The following is a 20919-nucleotide window of genomic DNA, read 5'->3' as shown; positions in this document are numbered from 1 at the left end:
CCGAGGTCCCGCCGCTGGTCAGTCGCACCGGATCACCGGCCGCACAGGCTCGATGATGGGGGCGCGGCTCCTGCGCAATGCCGGTCCACGCGTAGCACGGTTCGACCGCCATCGTCTCTTGCGCGCCAGACAGCATCACTCGTACGGTTCGCAGGTCGCACCACGCCCGCGCCCCTCTCTCTGGACATCGCATCTGTTCCTCGTTCCCCGAGGGGCCTGACATCCCCTGTCGATCCGCCGCGAGGCGCTCGCCCGGGAGGCCGCGCGTTGCGCGCCGGACCGACCGCGTTTCGCTGGAGATGCCCATGCCGCTCGCCCGAACGCTCGACGACGCCCCCCTCCGCCCCTCGGCGCGGCGCACGGCCGCCGCCCCCCTCCTCGTCGCGCTCGCCTTCGCCGCCTGCGCCGGACACGATCCCGCCGGGACCGAGGCGGGCCGAGCGCCGTCGGAGGGCGCGCCGGGCGCCTCCTCCGCGCCTGCCGCCGCGCCGGCGCCGGCGCCGCACGCGCCGCCGTCGTTCGATCTCGGTCAGGTCATCGAGCGGATCCACTTCGCGTTCCGGCCCGACACGGAGCGCGCCGCGACATGGACCGGCGGCCACGCGACGTACGCCGTGCGCGCCGACGCCGACGGGTTCCGCGTCGCCCCGGTGGCGCGCGACGCGGACGCGCCCCGCATGGGCGCCGCGGCGGTGTTCTCGACCGTCGCGATCGGCCGCGCTCTCGCCGCCGGCCCCGGCACGCGCGCGCCGCACGGCGAGCCCCGCGCGGCGCGCGAGCCGGGCGAGCCGGCGCGCGCCACACGCGTCGCGCGCGTCGCTGACGACGGTCACCTCGTCGTCGCCCGCGCCGGGGCCGCCGAGCACCTGCGCAACGGGCCCGCCGGCGTCGAGCAGAGCTTCGAGTTTTCCGCCGCGCCGGCAGGGGACGGGGATCTCGTGGTGCGCGTGCGGGTCGACGGCCTCCGCCACGCCGGAGCCACCGAGGGCGGACATCACTTCATCGATCCGGCGAGCGGCCTCGGGCTGCGCTACGGCGTCGCCACCTGGATCGACGCGCGCGGGACCGCGACGCGGGTGCCGGTGGCGTGGGATGCGGCGGGGGAGCTCGCGCTCCGGGTGCCGGAGGCGCTCGTCGAGACATCGGCGTATCCGGCGGTGCTCGACCCGATCGTCTCGCCGGAGCTCGCCATGGATGAGCCGATCGCGGGGCCGTCGCTGGGCGCCCAGAGCGACGCCGCGGTGGCGTCCGACGGGACGAACTTCCTCGTGGTGTGGTCCGACTGGCGGGGCGATCTCACGACCTCCTCCGACGGCGCCGACCTCTACGCGGCGCGGATCGCCCCCGACGGCACGGTGCTCGATCCGCGCGGCATCCCCATCAGCACCGGGCCCGGCGCGCAAGAACAGCCGGCCATCTCGTGGGACGGGACGAACTACCTCGTCGCCTGGAGCGACCACCAGACCGGGACCAATTCGCAGGTCTACGCCACGCGGGTGAGCCCCCTCGGGTCGGTCCTCAACCCCGGGGGCATGCTGCTGAACCCGGGCTACAGAGGCGGCGGCTCGCCGAGCATCGCCTTCGACGGCGCGCGCCACCTCGTGGTGTGGATCGGAGTGCCGCCGGACAGCGCGACGAGCTCGCTCGTCGGCACCTTCGTCACCCCCGAGGGGGTCGCCACGATCGCGCCCGCGTTCACCGGCATCAGCGGCAGCAGCCCGGTCGTCGCGTCGGCGAGGGGCTCGTTCGTCGTGGCGTGGTCCAGGTACAACAGCGGCACGCTGGACTACGAGGTGCGGATGTCGCGCGTCTCCGCCGCCGGCGGGATCCTCGACCCGGCGGGGATCCTGGTGGGCACGGGAACCTGCCCTCGCCTGGCGACCGATGGATCCCAGTACGCCCTCGCATGGGTGAGCAAGTGGGGCTCCGTCGGGCTGACGCGCCTCGACGCCGAGGCGACCCGCCTCGACACGACCTTCGTCGACTCCGAGACGCTGGCGGACTTCACCTGTGCCGCCGTCGCCTTCGACGGATCGAACTACCTCGTCGGCTGGCCGACGGACTCGCAGCAGATGACGATCCAGCGCTTCCCCACCGCCGGGCCGCCGCTCCCGGGGACGATCGTCGCCGGGCAGGCGAGCCAGCACACGAGCCCCGCGATCGCGTCGGGCGGCGGACGATCGCTGGTCGTCTGGCGGCGCCCGAGCCCGTTCGGCCGCCCCCAGCCGCGGGAGCTCACCCTGTCGCGGATCGCCGCGGACGGGGCGCTGCTCGCGCCGAGCGACGTGCCGCTGACGCCGGGGTCGAACCGCCAGCTCGCGCCGGACGCCGCGTTTGACGGGGCGAACTACCTCGTCGTCTGGGACGACACGGGCGCCGACGGCGATCGCGATATCCACGGCACGCGCGTCTCGCCGGCCGGGGAGATCCTCGATCCGAGCGGCATCGCCATCGCCGACGCGCCCGGGGAGCAGGCCGCGCCCCGCGTCGCGTTCGACGGGGAGAACCACCTGGTCGTCTGGCAGGACGACCGCAACGCCGCGGCCTCGCTGACCGACATCTACGCCGCGCGCGTGACCCCGCGCGGGGAGGTGCTCGCCGCGAGCCCGCTGAGCGCTGCCTCCGCAGCGCAGACCTCGCCCGACGTGGCGGCGGGGGGCGGCGCCGCCCTGGTCGCGTGGACCGACGGGCGCAACGGCGGAACGAGCATCTACGCGACCCGCGTGGAGGGCGGCCGCTCGATGGACGGGAGCGGCTTCGGCGTCACGGCGCGGGGGGGCTCCAAGCCGGCGGTCGGCTTCGGCGGGGGCCAGTTCCTCGTGGCCTGGCGGAGCGGCGGCGTGATCGTCGCGAGCCGCGTCGGCGTCGATGGTCTCGTGCTGGACCCCACGGTCATGCAGCTCTCGGACAGCGCCGCGTCGGCCCCGGACGACACCAGCCCCGGGCTCGCGTTCGACGGGGTGAACCACCTGGTCGTGTGGCTCCATCCGAACTCGTACAGGGTCCAGGGCCGCACCGTCCCGACGTCCGGTCGACCCGGGGAAAGCTTCCAGATCCACTACGCGCAGAGCCAGCAGTTCAGGAGCGTGACCGCCACCTTCGACGGCGTGACCCCCGTCATCGCCTGGGAGCAGGTGACGGGGCCCCAGTCCGTGATCGTCGCAGCCCGGCTCCTTTCAGGCGGCGCGCTGGCTCCCCCCGGCGTCTTCGCGATCGAGAGCGCGTACGGCCCCGCACGCGGCCCCTCCCTCGCCACGAACGGCGCCGGGCAGTCGCTTGTCGCGTACGCCCACTTCGACCCCGCCGCGGGCGTCGGATCGTACCGAGCGCGCGGCCGCATCATCTCTCTCTCCGAGCGCGGCGCCGCGTGCTCGAGCGCGCACGACTGCGTGACCGGCTTCTGCGTGGACGGCGTCTGCTGCGACAGCGCGTGCGGCGGCGACGTCCGCGGCGACTGCCAGGTCTGCAGCGTCGCGGCGGGGGCGGCCGTCGACGGCGAGTGCACGCCGCTGACCGCCGTGGCGTGCGACGACGGCGCCATCTGCACGACCAACGACACCTGCCAGGCCGGCGTCTGCGTCCCGGGAACCCCGGTCACCTGCGCGCCCCCCGATTCCTGCCACCAGCCGGGGACCTGCAACACCGCGAGCGGCCGGTGCCGCTACGCGGAAGCGCCGAACGGCACCGCGTGCGACGACGGGGACGCGTGCACCCAGACCGACACATGCCAGAGGGGCGCCTGCGTCCCGGGAAGCCCGGTCACCTGCGCGCCCCCCGACGCCTGCCACGAGGCTGGGACGTGTGATCCCGCGACAGGCGCGTGCTCGAACCCGGAGCGGCCCGACGGTGCGCCCTGCCCCGGCGGCACCTGCGTCGACGGCCTCTGCAACGACTCGGTGGGCGGAAGCGGCGGGGGGACCACGAGCGGCGCATCGGCGGCCTCGGGCGGCGCATCGGCAGGCTCGGGCGGCGTAACCGCGGGCTCAGGCGGCGGCGCAGGCGCTGGCGGCGCAACCGCGGGCTCAGGCGGCGGCGCAGGCGCTGGCGGCGCGACCGCGGGCTCAGGCGGCGATGCGCCGGGGGCAGGTGACCCGGACGACAGCGACGGCGGCGGATGCGGGTGCCGCACGACGCCGGCCGCACCGGCCGCCCACGGGGCGCCGCTCGCGCTCCTGGCGCTCGCGTTCCTCACGCGCCGGCAGCGGCGTTGCTGAAGCACCGATCGCGTTGATCGAGCGAGAGATGAACCGCCATGACGCCAAGGACTCCAAGTGCCTCTCTCTCCCTGGCGTTCTTGAGTTCCGGTAGCGCACGTCATCGGAGCGACAGAGCATCTGCTCGCAGGCGAGCGGAAGATCGCAATCGAACAGATTGATGTGCTGCTGGACGACATCGCCCACCGTCTTGGCCTTGGCCAGCGCTGTCGGGGATGGCGGCCCAGGTGGGGGTTCTTCACTCCAGCACGATGCTCACGCTCTTCGTGCCCTCGTATCCGTCGCCGCGCACGGTCACCGTGAGCCCCAGCTTCTGACCTTCGAGGGTCTCGCGGTCCCACGCGAAGGGGTGGTAGAGCGCGCCGTCCGAGACCAGGAAAGAGCCGGTCTTGATGAACTGGACGTTGAACTGCGCGGCGGCGATCCCCTCGGGATCGCTGGCGAGCGGGCCCTCGAGCTCGTTCGCGAGGCGCACCACATGGCACGTCTCCTCCGCGTCGCCGGGCAGAGCCTCCACCTGGACCCAGGGCGTGATCATCATCGAGCCTTGATTGCCGAGGATCAGTCGCACGCCGGCGCCGTCGGCGTAGGGCACGAACGTCCCGGACGACGCGTCGCCGATGTCGACGGCGCGGGTCTCGGTGAAGGCCTCGCCGAACAGCGTGGGACAATCGCTGGCTTCCTCGGGGATCGACGGCTCAGGGTCGACAGGGCCACACCCGGAGAGGGACGCGAGAAAAGAGAAGGCGGACGGTAAAAGGCAGGATCGCATTGCGCGCGCAGAGCTCCGAAAGAAGCCGGGACGAGACGGACAGGAGAGACGCCGGCTCGCAGAGGCGCGAGGGCGAGGGCGGGGGCGAGCTGTAGCACGCCGGGGCCGGAGCAACCTCGGCGAGCAAAGCGCGTCCGAGTGGCACGCGCGCTGCTATCGGCTCGCGGCGATGCTGAACTCATCACGGCGAAACGCCGGCCGCCCCGCAGAGGCTCTGACGTTGGTGTCGCGGTCACGACAATCTGTGTCGCCTCGATTCGCGGTCCTCCGCCAGCCCCTCTTCCTTGGCGCTCTGGCGCTCCTGGTGGTCAACGACCACCTCCTGAAAGGCGCCGGGCTCTTGCCAGGCGCCCTCACCGGCAAGCTCAGCGACCTCGCCGGCCTCGTGGTCGCCCCCGTCCTCGCAGCGGCGCTCGTGGACGCGCGCACCTCGCGCGGGCGAGCGCTGGCGTTCGCGGCCGTGGTCGCGCCGTTCGCGGCGATCAAGCTCTCGGCCGCTGCCGCGCAGCTCCTCGTGGGGCTCGTGGGGCTCGCGGGGATCACGTGGCGTATCTGGCAAGATCCGACGGACCTGGCCGCGCTCGTGGTCCTCGTCCCGGCATGGCGCCTCTCGGCGCGCGCGGCTTCCCGCCGGGAGCTCTCGGCCCGGAGCGCCGAGGAAGGCTCACGCACCGCCTGGGTGCTCGAGCGCGCGATCCTGGGGGCGTCCGCCGTCGCCTGCGTCGCGACCGGCACCCCCGCACCCGAGGGTTATTTCACGGACGCCTATCTCATCAATGCCACGACCGGGACCGTGGACGTTCGCGTGCGCTGGGTCGACGCGTCGCTCGATTGCTCCGCCGTCACCGCCGGCGATCCGACACGCATGTTCGGGCCGAGCGCGTTCAACCTCGGGATCACGTACCGGCTGGACCCGCAGGACACGCTCCCGCTCAACCGGACCGAGGCCCACCGCGCCGCAGGCAACTTCGAGGAGACGGCGCCGACCTCGGAAGGGCGTTGCGAGGTGGTGCTTCTCGAGACGGATGGACTGCGGCCTGTGATGGCATGGTGGTCCGATCTGCAAACCGTCATGATTCCGCAGAAGGTGAACGACGACAGCGATTTCTGGAAGGACGCGGAGACGGTGGCGGGGCGCGTCGCGCTGAAGCCAGACACGATGGTGGCGCCCGGACAGGTGAAGACGGGCGCGCTGCAGACGAGCGTCGCACCCTCGGCGTGCGCTGGCGCGCCTCAATCGTCCTTCCAGTGGGCCGGCTCCTGGTCGAAGCAAGTGGTCGGCGAGATCGCGAACATCGATGCACTGTCGGACGGCTGCATCGAATTGAACATGAACTACCGGCGGCTCGGTCCCGGCGATGGCTCGGGCGGCGCAGGCGGCGCGGGTGCTGGCGGCGCGGGTGCTGGCGGAGCCGGCGGCAATGGCGCTGGCGGCGCGGGTGCGGGTGGAGCCGGCGGCAGTGGCGCTGGCGGCGCGGGTGCTGGCGGAGCCGACGTTGGTGGCGCTGGCGGCGCGGGTGCCGGCGGCGCCGGCGGCGAAGGTGGAATGGGCACCGGCGGCGAGGGCGGCGGCGAGCCGGACCCGAGCTTCACCCCTCTGACTCACTACCTGTGCATTCCGATCGAAGACTTCCCGTTCTCGGCGGGCGAAACGGTGCAATGGTCCGACGAGGGCGACCACCTCGAGGTCTCGGCCATCGACTCGGCGAAGCGGCTCGAGGTCTATCCCAACGTCGTCGAGCTCCAGCTCGAGGGCCTCGCTGCCTCGATCGAGGCGACCGCCTGCGAGGGCGACCGGCTGGGCTGCGGAGCCTACGTCACCGACGCGGTGGTGGCGGTGCAGAGCGGCGGCGCGAAGACCTTGCTGAGCCCTGGAGACGCCCTCGAAGGGCCCAACTTCCGCGTGCGGGTCGGCCGCGCCGAGCGCGTGCTCGCCGGGCGTGACGAGTGCGACGCGGGCTACCAGACGCCCAACGCGTCCGCGGATCTGTTGATTGCTTACGAATGAGGAGAAGCCACATGTCGTCGAAGATGAAGCTGGTCTCACTCGGTCTCTGCGCCGCCGCCGTCGGTTGCGGCACCGACAACGTCGGCGAGGGCAGCGGCGTCCCCGCAGGCTCGGTCAACGTGGCCCAGGGCGGGGCGCAGGACATTTCCCAGTTCCGCGCGATCGTGAAGGCGGGGAAGGTGCCCACGCTCGACACGCTGGATCCGGTCGGGTTCTTCGCCGAGCACGCGATCGACCTGCCCGACGCCGATTGCGGCAAGGACGTCTGCATTCACCCGTTCCTCGCGGTGGCGCCGCGCTTCAACGGGGGTAACTGGACAATGGCCTTCGTCGCGATGAACACCGGGGTCGCCCCTTCGACGCTGGACAGGCCGCCGGTTCACCTGGCGATCGCCGTCGAGAACAGCGGCTTCGCCGGGATCGATGAGGACGCGCTGGACGCGGGGATGCGAGGGCTGCTCGAGAGCCTCCGTCCCGAGGACCGCGTCAGCGTCATCCGCTATGGCGAGAGGATCGAGCGCCGCGCCTTCCTCGCAGCGCCGGAGTCGGCGGAGCTCGCGCGCCTCATCGCCGACGAGCGCCTCGGCGCCGGCGCCGGCGAGCTCGTCGGCCTTTACCAGGGGATCGCCGCCGCCGAGAACGCGTTCGAGGAGGGCGACGCGGCGGGCTTCGAGGGCGCGCACCGCGTGCTCCTGCTGACGAGCGGGCACGCGACCAGCGGTATCACCGATCCCGACCGCATCCTCGGTCTGGGCGAGGCGCTTGTGGAGAAGGGCACGGCGTTCGGCGTGATCGGCGTGGGCGAGAGCTTCCTTGTGAAGATCCCGTCGGCGCTGGGCTCGATGGGCGCCGGCACGTACGCCTACGCGCTGAGCCCGGGCGACCTCGGCGGTTTGCTCTCGGAGGAGGGGAAGACCACGCTCTTCCCGCTGGCAACGGACTTCAGCCTGGAGGTGACCCCGTCCGCCGGCTACAAGGTGGGGCGCATCTACGGGACGAAGCGGGCGACCGCCAGCGCCGCGGGGGCGGCCCTGGAGATGCCGGCGCTGTTCATCGGCCAGCGCGACGGCGCGACCGACGTGGGCGGCAGCCGCCGCGGCGGCGGTGGTGGTCTGTTCGTGGAGCTCCTGGCCGACGCGTCCCTCGCCGACGACATCGGGCCGGACAAGGCGGCCTTCGAGGTGACGGCAGGCTGGACCTCGGCGAAGGACGGAGCCGCGCAGGACGTCGACACCACGCTGCTCAACGCGCTGCCTCCCGGGCAGAACCCCGACTCGAGGTGGTGGAACATCTCCGACGGCGGCTCGGGCAAGCCGTACATGATGCTGAACATGTACCTGGCGCTGCGCGGCGCGCTCGACTTCTACCAGGCGGGCGACTGCCGGCGCTCGCTCGGGGTCATCGAGATGATGAAGCCGCCGATCGGGGCGTGGCTCGGGAAGTACCCGGACACGGACATCCAGGACGACAACAACCTGATGCTGATGTTGCGACAGAACATCGAGGACGCCTGTCGTGCATCGCAGTCGTCCACGGAGCCCACGCCCCCCCTCGACTTCGACGGCGGCTGCGGCTGGCTGTGACCGCCACCTTCACCCGCTGATCGCCGCTCGGCGGCGGCGGGGGTCGGACAGGCGGTCACGGAGAGCCGATGTGCGTCACGGCTGTCCGATACCAGCGATCGCCCGGAGCGCCTGAACCGTGTTGTCGAGGTGCCCCCTGGCCTGGACGAGGTGGCTGATCGTCCTCCGGATCTCGCGCACCGCCGGGCGGAAGATATAGAGCCCTTCGAGGAAGAGGACCCCCAGGGTCACACACAGCAGGATCAGCTCGACGAGGCGGAGCCGCTCGATCCGCGCGGTCGCCTCGTGAGCGTACTGAGAGACGACCCGGTCCATCCCGCTCAGGAAGCCCGGCTCCGCCGCGAGGATCGCGCCGACGATCGGCTGGATGGCGGCCGCCTCCACCGGCTTTTCGCCGCCGGCGCCCACCGCGGCGAGCAGATCCTTCCCGTCCCGGAGCATGCTCTGGTGCAGCGGCTCGATCGCCTGGAACATGCGGGTCACCTCCGGCGTGTTCTTCCCCGGCAATCCCATCGCCGGATCGCCGTGCTGGAGCGCGCGATGAGACCGCTCCCAGAGCGCCATGGCCTGCGCCAGCTCGTCGGCGCGGCCCTTGCGCTCGGCGGGGTCGGTGGTCACCTGGAACGTGAGCGCGGCCTTGCTGACCCGCTGGCTGAGCATTCGCTGGCGCCCGGCCACGTTGACGACGTGCGCGTCGCTCGTCTGCTGGTTCAACGCGTGCTGCACGAGGAGCTGCGCCACGACCGACAAGAGCGCCACCGCGCCGAGCGCGCTGACGTACAGGCGCGTCAACCGGCGGGTGGGTGCCAGGAGCTCAGAGGAAACCTGCGCCATTGTTCTCTCTCCATGGGCGAGGAGGGAGACACTACCCGAGCATCGGAACGAACGTGTATCGCTCATGTTTCCGCAGAGTGCTTTGCGCGCTGCCCAGCGCTCCGCGGTTTCAGACGGACGCGCTCAAATAAGCTGACATCTCATGACCGCTCCATGGTAAGACTCGCCTGAGAGCGCTCCTCGCGAGGCCCCTTTGCGCTGGCCTTGCAGCAGCGTCCACTGGAACCAGGAGAATGTCTCATGCAAGAGCGTACCGCGTTGGCCGCGGGCGGCGCGCCGCCGAGCGCGGCCGGAAACGCACCTGAGCTCTTGCCGAAACAGTTCGGCAAATACACGCTCCTGTCGAAGCTCTCGGCAGGGGGGATGGCGGAGATCTTCCTCGCGCTGCATCGCTCGTCCTTCGGCTTCGAGAAGCTCGTGGTGATCAAGCGCATCCTGCCCTCGATGAACCAGGATCCGTCGCTCATCGACATGCTGCTCCACGAAGCGCGCATCGCGGCGACGCTCTCGCATCCCAACATCGTCCAGACGTTCGACGCCGGGCAGGTGGACAGGACGTATTTCATCGCGATGGAGCACATCCACGGCGAGGACGTCGGCTCGATCGTGCGCGAGGCGGCGGAGCGCGGCCCGGGAGGGATCCCGCTCGAGCACGCGCTCAGCATCATGCTCGGCGTCTGCGCGGGGCTCGCGTACGTCCACGACAAGCGCGGCCTCGACGGTACGCCGCTCGGCATCGTCCACAGGGACATCTCGCCGCGCAATGTGGTCGTGAGTTACACGGGCGACGTGAAGATCGTCGACTTCGGCATCGCCCGGAGCGAGCTCGGCGACGTCGAAGAGCAGAGAGAGAACGTGCTGATGGGCAAGTTCGCCTACATGGCCCCGGAGCACGTGGCGGGGGATCGCATCGACCATCGCGCGGACATCTTCGCCGCCGGCGTGGTCCTGTTCGAGATGACGACGGGCAGACGCCTGTTCAAGGGCGGCACCCAGATGCGGACGCTCCTCCAGATCCACGGCTCGGAGTACCCTCTCCCGAGCGCGATCAAGCCCGGCTACCCGAAGGGGCTGGAGAAGATCGTCCTGCGCGCGCTCGAGAAGCGGCGCGAGGATCGTTACCAGTCTGCCCGCGAGATGCACGCGGCGATCGAGGAGCTCATCCGTGACGAGCGCATCCCCGCCTCGCCGATGGGCCTCACGGCATGGATGGAGTCGCTCTTCCGGGACAAGCTCGCTCGCCACAAGGAGGCGCTCCTCGGCGTCAGGCAGCTCATCGACGTGATCGCGGCGCAGCAGCAGCGCTGGTCGCTGGAGATGAGCGGCGGCGCGACCGTCTCCCAGAGCGGCGTCCCGACGAGCACGAGCCCGGCGACCCTGAGCAGCCCGCCGCCGCTCGCGGGCAAGGGAGGTGTTGCGGCGTTCATCCCGGCCGCCAGCGCGCTCGCGCTCGTGCCTGGGTTCCTCTACATGCAGGGGCAGCTCTCGGAGCGGCACGCCGAGTTCATGACGATGGTCCACGACGCCCAGGCGAGCCGCCAGGAGCCGCCCGCGCCGGTCGAGGCGAAGGGCTCGCTGGAGATCACGAGCAAGCCCGAGGGCTGCACGTTATGGGTGAACGGCGAGCGTCACGCCGTCGCCACGCCGGCCAAGCTCCACGGGCTTCCGCTCGGGCGTGAGCTCCACATCAAGCTCACGAGAGACGGATACAAGCCGTACCGCACGGCCGTGAAGCTGAGCGACGAGGCGCGCTTCAAGGAGATCGTGGCCGAGCTGGACAGGCTCACGGCGACGGTGGTGCTCTGGGTCGATCCGCCGGCCAACGTCGTCGTCGACGGGAAGCTCTGGAAGGGCAATCGCACGAGGATCGAGGGGCTCACGGTGGGCGAGGGACACCGCCTCGTGCTGTCCGCCCCTGGGCATGCCTCCAAGACGCTGATGGTCAACGTGGAGCCGGGAGAGATGAAGACGCTGAGCGTCCGGCTTCCGAAGCTCGGCGCGCAAGCGCCGGTGGAGGAGCGCGTCGAGGGCGCGCAGTGACGGCGCGCGCCGGGTGTCTCCCTCGTTATGCCCGGATCATGTGCAGTTCGCCCGGATCATCGCGCAGGAACGCCAGCGCCGCGCGGGCGAACGGCTCTTTCCACTCGCCGAAGATGGGGCCGTGTCCGCCGTTGGGCAGGATCCACAGGCAGGAGCGCGGGATGGCGCGGTACATCTCCAGGGCGAGCTCGGCCGGGTAGAACGGATCGCGGTCGCCGTTGACGATCATGGTGCGCGCCGTGATGGTCGACAGGTGGGGGGGCGTGAAGCTCATGTCGTCGTGGCTGGCCGCGAAGCGGCGCGGCTGATTCCACAGCGCTCGGATCTGCGCGTCGCCGAGCTCGTGGCGGCTCCTCATGTCCCGCCATTCCTCCTCGGAGCGGCCCTCGTCGGAGGCGAGGCGCATGATCGCCCTGGCCTGCTCGGGGAAGTACGGTGCGGGGGCCACGAGGACCATCGACGCGACGCGGTCCGGCTGCTGCGTGGCCAGGTGCAGGAGGCACTTGGCGCCGAAGCTGAGGCCGATGGCCCGGAACGTTTTCACCCCAAGATGGTCGAGGAGGGCGAACACGTCGGAGGCGCACTGACGGATCGTCAGCGAGCCAGCCGGGTTGGTCGAGCGGCCGTGGCCGCGCAGATCGGGGGCGATGACCGTGTGTCCACACCCGAGCTCCGCGAGGTCGAACACGTGAGCCCAGTCCCTGCTCCCTCCGGTGAAGCCGTGGAGCAGCACGAGCGGCGGCCCTTCGCCGCGGAGCTCGTAGTACATCTCGATGTCGTTGACGGGCGCGGTGCGCCCGGTGGCCGTCGCTGTCGCCATTCGCTCCTCCGATCGCTCGACCGCGGCCGATCCGCGGCCGGTCGCCCACGATCTGTAAGCGGCGCGCTTCGCTCTTGATAGCTGTGCTCTTTTCGCATAGAATGCCAATCGGCTGGTGAGGGGACGGCCAGCCGGCGGTTCACGCAGGGCTCACGTAGCTCGCGGATCGCGCTGGATACGCTGAACAGACGCTCAGCGCTCGCTGTCCTGTCGACGACGCGTGTTCGTCAGCCGGCGAGGAAGTGACGCAGGAACTCGTCCGCCTCGCGGAGGATGCGCGGGATCGAGGCGACGAGCTCGTGGCCGTCGTCCACCTCGATGAGCCGGACATGCCGCTTGCCTGCGGCGAACGTCCGCGAGAGCTCGATGTCCACAACGTCGTCGCTCCGGCCGTGGACGATCAGCGTGGGTACGCGCACGTCCGGCCAGCCCCCCGAGCGCTCATCCACCTCGGCCGCGTCGGCGGCGAAGCCGAAGTCCACCCGGGCCCGCTTCTTCTCCGCGTAATCGTCGACCTCGAGCCACCCGCGCTCCTCCCACGCCCGGAAGCCCTCCTCGCCCAGGCGCAGCCGCCATCGCTCCATGATCCGGAACGCGGGCGCGAGCAGCACCAGCGCGCACACCCGCGCGTCCTCCTCGGCGACGCGGCACGCGGTGAGGCCGCCGAGGCTCGATCCCATCACCACCGCCCGGTCGCGCTCTCCGCCGATCGCCTGCTTCACGGCGCCGATCATCGCGCTGAGGCGCAAGCGCTCGAACGAGGGCACCCGCAGGTTGAGCCGCTCGAGAGCCACCCCGCGCTGCTCGAAGTGCGCGGCGATCCGCACGCCCTTGGTCGAGCTCGGGCCCGAGGCGAAGCCGTGCAGGTACAGCCAGCGCGGGCCGGCGGCGGAGGGCGGCGTCGTCATGGTCATGCAGGCAGGGAGCCTACTCCCTCCACCGCGGCGCGACGATGCGGTATGAGGCGCCGGAGAGACGCCATGATCCGCCCCGCCACCGCCGCCGACATCCCCACCATCGCCCGCCTCATCCGGATGCTCGCCGAGTACGAGCGGCTCGCGCACGAGGTCACCTTCGACGAGAAAGAGCTCGAAGCGCACCTCTTCGGCCCGAGGCCGGCAGCCGAGGTCGTCCTGGCCGAAGCGGAGGGGATCCCGGTGGGATTCGCCCTCTTCTTCCAGAGCTTCTCCACCTTCCTCGGCAAGCCCGGGATCTACCTCGAAGACCTCTTCGTGCTCCCGGAGCACCGCGGAGGAGGCCACGGCAAGGCCCTGCTCGTGCACCTCGCGAAGCTCGCGGTGGAGCGCGGCTGCGGGCGCTTCGAGTGGTCCGTGCTCGACTGGAACGAGCCGGCGCTCGGCTTTTACCGGAAGCTCGGCGCCAAGCCCATGGACGAGTGGACCGTCCACCGCCTCACCGGCGAGGCGCTCGCCCGGCTCGCGCAGGGCTGACGCGCTCGCCACGGGCATTGCTCGTGGCGGCGCAGCCGAGCACCACCGGCTGCTGCTGGAGCAGCAGCGGCCGCGACCCCTCGGCGCGCTCCCGGCCTGATCGCGCCCGAGGCGCGCCGTCCAGATGACCACCGCGAGCGCGGGGGTCGTGGTACGGATGTTGCGATTCATGGCCAATGGCGAACTGCGAATCGCCCATCCCACACGCCGCGTGTGCTGATACCGGCGGCGCGACTCCTGGACTCGGTCGCGACATGCCCTAGTGCTCATCGTGCATGAGCGAGAGTCCACAACGCCCCACCAGGGCCGCCGCAGGCGCCGAGATGTCTTCCAACAACCTCACCGGGCTCGGCGTGCTGCGCCACCGGAGCTTCGCGTTCTACCTCGCGGCCAGGCTGCTCTCCGCGGTCGCGGTGCAGATGCAGAGCGTCGCGATCGGCTGGCAGGTCTACGCGCTGACCGGCGATGTCTTCGATCTGGGCCTCATCGGCCTCGCCCAGTTCGCGCCCTTCTTCGCGCTGATCCTCTTCGCCGGCCAGGCGGCGGATCGGTTCGACCGGCGCCGCATCATCACGGTCGGCCTCGCCGTGGAGCTGCTCTGTTCCCTCCTGCTGCTCGCGTTCACGGTGTCGGGCCTGACGGTGGTGTGGCCCGTCTTCGCGGTGCTCGTGCTGTTCGGCAGCGCGCGCGCCTTCATGATGCCGGCGCAGCAGGCGATCCTGATGAACCTGGTGCCGCAGGACAGCTTCAGCAAGGCGGTCGCGCTCAGCTCATCGAGCTTCCATGTCGCGGTCATCGTCGGGCCGACGCTCGGTGGGCTCCTCTACCTGGCCGGGTCGACGATCGTGTACTCGATCGTCGGGGCGCTGCTTCTCGTCTCTCTCGTGCTCATGAGCCTCGTGCACGCGGCCCGGCAGGCGAGGCGCGCGGAGCCGACGTCGTGGAGCGCGGTGCTGGAGGGGCTGCGCTTCGTCTGGTCGAAGCCGGCGGTGCTCGGCGCCATCTCGCTCGACCTGTTCGCTGTGCTGTTCGGCGGGGCGGTCGCGCTTTTGCCCGCGTATGCGCGCGACGTGCTCCACGCCGGCCCGACCGGCCTCGGCCTGCTCCGCACGGCGCCGGCCGCGGGCGCCGCGATCACCGCCGGCGTCCTCGCCTTCCGGCCGATCACGCGCCAGGTGGGCCGCTGGATGTTCGGCGGCGTCGCGGTGTTCGGGATCGCCACCATCGCCCTAGTACTACAGCCGCACCTCGACATCGATCTAGTTGGACCCAGGATCCGCCCATGGATCCGGGGGCAAGCGGGCTGCCAGCAGCGGCCGCGTGGGACGCGCTGGCAGCAGATTTTGAGGCATTTCACGCGCGATTCGCGGGGCTGTTCGCGCGCAGCGAGCCGCGCGAACAGGCGATCAAGTACGTGCGCTCGCTGATGGGGCCGGTGGCGCGCCGGAACGGTTGGCAGCTGGCCGAGGCCATCGGGGATCCGACGCCCGATCGCGTGCAGCGGCTGATGTACAGTGCGGACTGGAGCGCGGACGCGGCGCGCGATCTGCTGATGGACTTCACGATCGAGCAGTTCGGCGATCCGCAGGGCATCGGCGTACTGGACGAAACGGGCTTCCTTAAGAAAGGCACCAAGTCCGTCGGCGTTGCGCGGCAATACAGTGGGACGGCAGGCAAGATCGAGAACTGCCAGATCGGTGTGTTCCTCAGCTACAACGGCCCACGTGGACATGTGATCCTTGACCGTCGTCTTTACTTGCCAGGATCGTGGTGCAGCGATCCGGAGCGGAGGCAGGACGCTCACGTTCCGGAGGATGTCGCGTTCCGGACCAAGCCGCAGCTGGCGATGCAGATGCTGCATGGCGCCTGGCAGCGAGGTGTACCGATGGCGTGGGTCGCCGGCGATGAAGTCTACGGGGACGACCCCGTGCTTCGCGATGGCATCGCCGCGCAGGGCCATCGGTATGTTCTCGCGGTCGTCTCGAGCACGCCGGTGTGGCCCGAGCGACCGGAGGTTGCGGAGCCCCCTACCGAACGCGAACACCCTCGTGGTCCGCTCCGCACGCGCACTCGTCTTGCACCGGGCGCGCCGCACGCCTCCACTGTGGCGAAGGTGGTCGCGCAGTGGTCGCCGAAGCAATGGCATCGCCTTGCCGTCCATCAAGGCGAGAAGGGACCCATCGAGTACGACTGGGCCCGCGCGCGCGTCGTCGACAGTCGTCGGCGCTTACCGACCGACGAGATCTGGCTCCTGGCTCGCCGCTCGGTCTCGAATCCGTCTGAAGTGGCCTACTACCTGTCCAACGCTGGAGCCGCCACGCCGCTGGCAACGCTCGCGCACGTGGCCTCCACGCGTTACACGATCGAGCAGTGCTTCGAGGAGGCGAAGGATGACGTCGGCCTCGACCACTACGAGGTCCGCACGTGGCCGAGCTGGCATCGGTACATCACGCTCGGGATGATGGCCCTGGCGTGGTTGGCTTTCGTGCGCGCGAAGCTTCCCGCGGAGGGCGCGTTCCCGTACGCCCCGGCGATGAGCCCCGAGTTCGTGCCCAAAGCGGCGCGCCCGGGGCCGGGAAAGAACGCCGAGCGCATGCAGAAGGCGGCGCTTGACACGTCGGGGAAAAAAAGCGCGCCACGCCCGAAGAAAGCGACGCTCCGCCGACGCTGGCGCCCTGGAGCATTCCCGAAGTCCGTCGCCTAATGGAGCTGGTGCTTCCGTTGCCCGCCCATTCGCCCGAGTTCCGATGGGCATGGTCATGGTGGCGACGCCGAAAGCGCGCTCAGGCTCGCGCCTGCTGCTACCGGCGCCGCCGCAACCGGCCGAGCGCCCGCGCCCGGGCTCCCTAACCGCGGCTGTAGTACTAGGGCAGACCCGGAGCTTCACCGTCGCGCTCATCGCCCTGTTCCTCGTCGGCGCGGGCGACATGGTGAGCGTCTATATCCGCCACATCCTCGTGCAGTTCGAGACGCCGGACTCCATCCGAGGGCGGGTGAGCGCGGTCAACGCGGTGTTCATCGGCGCCTCCAACGAGCTCGGCGAGTTCGAGTCCGGCCTCACCGCCAGCTGGTTCGGCCTGCTCCCCGCCATCCTCCTCGGCGGCAGCGCCACCCTCGTGGTCGCCGCGCTGTGGGCCCTCGGCTTCCCCGTGCTCAGCCGCATGGACCGCTTCCCGCACGCGAAGCGAGATCCCGAGCAGAGCGCGGACGGCGGCGGAACGGCCGAGGCCGCCGCGACGACGTGAGGCGGACAGATCCCTTCGATTGTTGGCATTTTTAGAGAGAGAATTGAACAGGGAGGCGGGGAGACGGGGAGATGAATGGGATTTAACTCCCCGCCTCCCCGCCTCCCTGTGAATCTTCTCACGTCGCGCCCCGGCGCGCCGCGCGCGGACGACGCGTCGTCGATGGACGAGCTCAGGCCAGCACGGCGAGCAGCTGCGCAATGAGGATCTTGCCGATCATCGCCAGCGGATACACAAGCGCGTACGCGACATACGTCTCCTCGGAGCGCTGGGACAGCTCGAAGGCCGCCGCCAGCGTGGCCGGCTGGGTCTGCATGCCGCTCGTGCCTCCGAGCGCCGCCACGACGCCCGCCCCGCCCCAGCGCCGCATCAGGACCAGCGCCAGCGCGCTCGTCGTCACCGTCACGCAGGCGCCGATCGCGATGATGGCCAGGCCCTCCCGGTTCATCAACCCCGCGAGCTTGCCCCCCGCGTTCACGCCGACCCCCGCCAGGAACAGGAGCAGCCCGATCTCTCGCAGGCTCAGGTTCGCCTCGTACGGCAGCGCCCACATCAGCTTGCCTGTCCGCCCGAGGCGACCGAAGATCAACGCGGCCACGAGCGGCCCTCCGGCGGTCCCCAGCGTGATGGACGTACCGAAGAGATGGATGGGCACCCGCGCCAGCAGCAGGCCGACGCAGAGGCCCACCGCCAGCGCAACGTAATCGACATCGATCTCGCGCTCCGAGTCGCCGAGGAAACGGCTCAGCTCGCCCAGGCGCTCGACGGGCGCCACGACGCGAAGGCGGTCCCCCAGCTCCAGGCGGAGCTCGTCGGAGGGGATCAAGTCGAGGTCGGCCCGGCGCAGGCGCGTCACCTGGGCGTTGAAGCGACGCGCGAGGTCGAGCTCCCCCAGCGTGAGCCCGACGAACTCGCGCTTCGAGACCAGGACCCGGCGCATGTCGACCCTGTCGCGGCGCAGCTCGAGACGCTCGCTCGCGACCCTCCCGAAGAACTCGATGGCGGATTGAATCGACGCCAGGGTGCCGACCACCGTGATCACGTCCCCCGCGTGAAGCACCGTGTACTTGTTCGGGACCGAGTCGACCTCACCACGCCGAAGGCGGGAGACCACGACCCCGAACTCGTCGCGCACGCGCAGCTCCCCGATCGAATGTCCCAGCGCGCGGGGGTTCGTGACCTCGACGCTCCTCGACTCGATCGCGACGCGCGACGCGGCTTGCCGCGCGACCTCGCCGGCGAGCTCGTCGCGGCGCCACTTCGCGAAGCCACGTCCGAGCAGGAGCGCCCCCAGCACACCCACCGGGTAGGTCAGCGAGTAGGCGAGCGCGGGGATCGCCTCGAGCGCAGTGCCGGAGAGCCGGCCGCTGACGGCGCCGAGCGCCGGTGTATTGGTCAGGGCCCCGCAGAACAGGCCGGCGATCTGCGCGCGGTTCAACCCGAAGAGCCAGCCCGCGACACACGCGAGCAGCGCCCCCCAGACGAGCGCCGCGGCGCACGCCAGGTTCATCCCCAGACCGCGGCTGCGCCACGCGGCGAAGAAGCCGGGACCGCTGGTGAGGCCGACACAGTACACGAACAGCAGCAGCCCGAGCTCCTTGATCTGCGGCGCGAGCTCCAGCTCTCCCAGAGGGTGCAGCCAGGCGCTGAGCCCCAGGCCCGCGAACAGGACGCCGGCCATCCCGAGCCGCAAGCCGCGATATTCCAGCCGGCCAAGCGCCAGCCCGAGCAGGATGACGGTGAAGAGCAGGAGCAGCTCTTCTCTCGCGAGGAGCTCAACCAGCCCGGTCATGATGTTGCTTCACGTCGGATCGTGCGCGAGCTCCCACCGCGCCGGGCTCCGCCACAGCCGCGACTTGAGCAGCTCTCGCTCGAACACGAACTCCTTCGGCAGTCGATCCAGGAACATGTCGAACAGCTCCTCATGCAGACGGACCTCCGCCGCCGCCGCGTCGCGCGAGATGCTCATCAGATCGTAGAACGTATCCTCCGAGAAGCTCAAGCCCTCCCACGGCAGATCGTCGTGGCGAGGCATCCAGCCCAAGGGGCTCTCCACGCCGTATCCTTGCCCGTGCACCCGCGCCAGGATCCACGACAGCACGCGCGTGTTCTCGCCGAACCCGGGCCAGACGAAGCGGCCCTGCTCGTCCTTGCGGAACCAGTTCACGCGGAAGATGCGCGGCGGGTTCGGCAGCTTGCGGCCGAAGTTGAGCCAGTGCGAGAAGTAGTCCGCCATGTTGTAACCACAGAAGGGCAGCATCGCCATCGGATCACGGCGCATCGCCGCCTGGCCCACGGAGGCGGCGGTCGCCTCGGAGCCCATCGTGGCCGCGAGGTACACGCCGTGGCCCCAGTTGAACGCCTGGAACACGAGCGGCATCTCCTTGCTCATGCGACCGCCGAAGATGAACGCGCTCACCGGCACCCCCTTGGGGTCGTCCCAGCGCGGGTCCACCGACGGGCACTGCACGAGCGGCGCGGTGAAGCGGGCGTTCGGGTGGGCAGCGGGGCGCCCCGCGTCGGGCGTCCAGTCCTGCCCGCGCCAGTCGATCAGGTGGGCCGGCGGGGTCCTGGTCATGCCCTCCCACCACACGTCGCCGTCGTCCGTCAACGCCACGTTGGTGAAGATCGTGTTACGGCTGATCGCCGCCATCGCGTTGGGGTTCGTCACCTCGTTCGTCCCGGGGGCCACGCCGAAGAAGCCCGCCTCGGGGTTGATGGCGTACACCTTGCCGTCCGGGCCCGGCTTCAGCCACGCGATGTCGTCGCCGACCGTCGAGATCTTGTAACCCGAGAGCGTCTCGGGAGGGACCATCATGGCGAAGTTCGTCTTGCCGCACGCGCTCGGGAACGCCGCGCAAACGTACGTCTTGGCGCCGCTCGGCTCTTGAACTCCCATGATCAACATGTGCTCGGCGAGCCACCCGCCGTCGCGCCCCATGACCGAGGCGATGCGCAGAGCAAAACACTTCTTCCCGAGCAGCGCGTTGCCGCCGTAGCCGCTCCCGAAGGAGATGATGGTGCGCTCCTCGGGGAAGTGCGTGACGTACGTGTTCTCGGGGTTGCACGGCCACGCGACGTCCTGCTGCCCGGGCTGCAGGGGCACGCCGACCGAATGCAAGCACTTGACGAAGCGCCCGCTGTCGCCGAGCACGTCGAGGGCCCCCTTCCCCATGCGCGTCATGATACGCATGCTGACCACGACATAGGGCGAATCGGTGATCTGCACGCCGATGTGGGCGATCTCCGAGCCGAGGGGCCCCATGCTGAACGGCACCACGTACATGGTCCGGCCTCGCATGCAGCCGTCGAACAGCCCGTTCAGCTTGGCCTTCATCTCGGCCGGCGCCATCCAGTTGTTCGTGGGCCCGGCGTCATTCGGGTTCAGCGAGCAGATGAAGGTGCGGGACTCGACGCGCGCGACGTCCCGCGGGTCCGAGCGACTCAGGTAGCTGTTGGGCCGCTTCTCCGGGTTCAGGCGGAGCAGCGTCCCGCTCTTCAGCATGGCCGCGATCAGCTCCGTGTTCTCTGCCTCGCTGCCGTCGCAGGTACGGACAGACTCCGGCTTGCACAAGGCGACCATCTCGCTGACCCAGGCGAGGAGCTGCGGATGACGGGTCGGAATGCTGGACATGATCGAACTCCCTCTGCGACCTGACTCACGACAGACCAGTTCTCAAGAATTCAACGCCGCCAGGCTCGACATGCGAGGCGTCACGCCCCAGCCAGATGCATGACGCGTACCGTCAGCTCGCGGGGGCGATCGACGTCGCCGTGCCCCGCGTCGCCTCCCCCCGCGCTCGCGCGGGCAGCGCTTCTGCTGCGCCGAGCACGCAGAATCCGCGCCGGTTCATTCGACCCATGCAGCGCGCGCCGCGATCTCGGCCGCGCCTCGCGCGCGGCGCGGCCGAGATCGCGGCGAGCGCGTCGGTTGGGAGGACCGCTCGACCCC

The 20919-nt window shown here is 70.6% G+C and carries 13 protein-coding genes and 1 pseudogene; 8 read left to right on the top strand and 6 right to left on the bottom strand.

The genetic code is table 11. From position 1 onward, the window contains the following. Positions 1-305: 305 nt before the first annotated feature. Positions 306-4214, top strand: coding sequence for an MYXO-CTERM sorting domain-containing protein (locus WME97_RS05625; RefSeq protein WP_437550013.1), 3909 nt, complete (start codon positions 306-308; stop codon positions 4212-4214). A 238-nt stretch (positions 4215-4452) separates the two neighbouring features. Here WME97_RS05625 and WME97_RS05620 read toward each other — a convergent pair whose 3' ends face one another. Beyond that, positions 4453-4986, bottom strand: coding sequence for a hypothetical protein (locus WME97_RS05620; RefSeq protein ID WP_437550011.1), 534 nt, complete (start codon positions 4984-4986; stop codon positions 4453-4455). A gap of 244 nt (positions 4987-5230) precedes the next feature. On the opposite strand from WME97_RS05620, the gene WME97_RS05615 reads away from it, so the two are divergent. After that, positions 5231-6994 carry a hypothetical protein gene (locus WME97_RS05615; protein WP_437550009.1) on the top strand — a complete coding sequence of 588 codons (1764 nt, stop codon included), beginning with the start codon at positions 5231-5233 and terminating at the stop codon, positions 6992-6994. 11 nt (positions 6995-7005) lie between these two features. Beyond that, entirely contained in the window at positions 7006-8577 is a 1572-nt protein-coding gene (locus WME97_RS05610) for a hypothetical protein (protein WP_437550007.1), read from the top strand. Positions 8578-8652: 75 nt separating this feature from the next. On the opposite strand, the gene WME97_RS05605 is transcribed toward WME97_RS05610, so the two are convergent. After that, positions 8653-9411: a type IV pili methyl-accepting chemotaxis transducer N-terminal domain-containing protein gene (locus tag WME97_RS05605; protein ID WP_437550005.1), complete on the bottom strand. Its 759-nt coding sequence runs from the start codon at positions 9409-9411 to the stop codon at positions 8653-8655. Positions 9412-9651: 240 nt separating this feature from the next. Between WME97_RS05605 and WME97_RS05600 the strand changes: the two genes are divergently transcribed. Continuing rightward, positions 9652-11451, top strand: a complete 1800-nt coding sequence (locus WME97_RS05600) for a serine/threonine protein kinase (RefSeq protein ID WP_437550003.1) — start codon at positions 9652-9654, stop codon at positions 11449-11451. A 25-nt stretch (positions 11452-11476) separates the two neighbouring features. Here the strand turns inward: WME97_RS05600 and WME97_RS05595 are convergent, their stop codons facing one another. Further along, complete coding sequence (locus WME97_RS05595) at positions 11477-12271, bottom strand: alpha/beta fold hydrolase (RefSeq protein ID WP_437550001.1); 795 nt, start codon at positions 12269-12271, stop codon at positions 11477-11479. A 227-nt stretch (positions 12272-12498) separates the two neighbouring features. Beyond that, positions 12499-13185 (bottom strand): YqiA/YcfP family alpha/beta fold hydrolase, encoded by a 687-nt coding sequence (locus tag WME97_RS05590; RefSeq protein WP_437549999.1) that lies wholly within the window; start codon positions 13183-13185, stop codon positions 12499-12501. Between the two features lie 66 nt (positions 13186-13251). Here WME97_RS05590 and WME97_RS05585 point away from each other — a divergent pair, with 66 nt between their 5' ends. The 4 genes and pseudogenes from WME97_RS05585 to WME97_RS05570 all read left to right on the top strand — a co-directional run. Continuing rightward, on the top strand, positions 13252-13722 hold the full coding sequence (locus WME97_RS05585; RefSeq protein ID WP_437549997.1) for an N-acetyltransferase family protein: 471 nt from the start codon (positions 13252-13254) through the stop codon (positions 13720-13722). A gap of 323 nt (positions 13723-14045) precedes the next feature. Next, positions 14046-15149 (top strand): MFS transporter, encoded by a 1104-nt coding sequence (locus WME97_RS05580; RefSeq protein WP_437555320.1) that lies wholly within the window; start codon positions 14046-14048, stop codon positions 15147-15149. Further along, positions 15053-16426: an IS701 family transposase gene (locus WME97_RS05575; RefSeq protein ID WP_437555318.1), complete on the top strand. Its 1374-nt coding sequence runs from the start codon at positions 15053-15055 to the stop codon at positions 16424-16426. Before WME97_RS05580 ends, WME97_RS05575 begins: the two co-directional genes overlap by 97 nt. 154 nt (positions 16427-16580) lie before the next feature. Further along, positions 16581-16967: pseudogene (locus WME97_RS05570) on the top strand (MFS transporter); the annotation flags it as partial. A 172-nt stretch (positions 16968-17139) separates the two neighbouring features. Here the strand turns inward: WME97_RS05570 and WME97_RS05565 are convergent. Both WME97_RS05565 and WME97_RS05560 read right to left on the bottom strand, forming a co-directional pair. After that, positions 17140-18759 (bottom strand): aspartate:alanine exchanger family transporter, encoded by a 1620-nt coding sequence (locus tag WME97_RS05565; protein ID WP_437549995.1) that lies wholly within the window; start codon positions 18757-18759, stop codon positions 17140-17142. Positions 18760-18768: 9 nt separating this feature from the next. Beyond that, positions 18769-20601 carry a phosphoenolpyruvate carboxykinase (GTP) gene (locus WME97_RS05560; RefSeq protein WP_437549993.1) on the bottom strand — a complete coding sequence of 611 codons (1833 nt, stop codon included), beginning with the start codon at positions 20599-20601 and terminating at the stop codon, positions 18769-18771. Between the last annotated feature and the right edge of the window lie 318 nt (positions 20602-20919).

The organism is Sorangium sp. So ce367, assembly GCF_051520455.1.
GTDB classification, from domain to species: Bacteria; Myxococcota_A; Polyangia; order Polyangiales; family Polyangiaceae; genus Sorangium; species Sorangium cellulosum_B.
The sequence above is the reverse complement of the archived record's forward strand: the minus strand, read 5'-3'. Positions and strand labels throughout refer to the sequence as shown.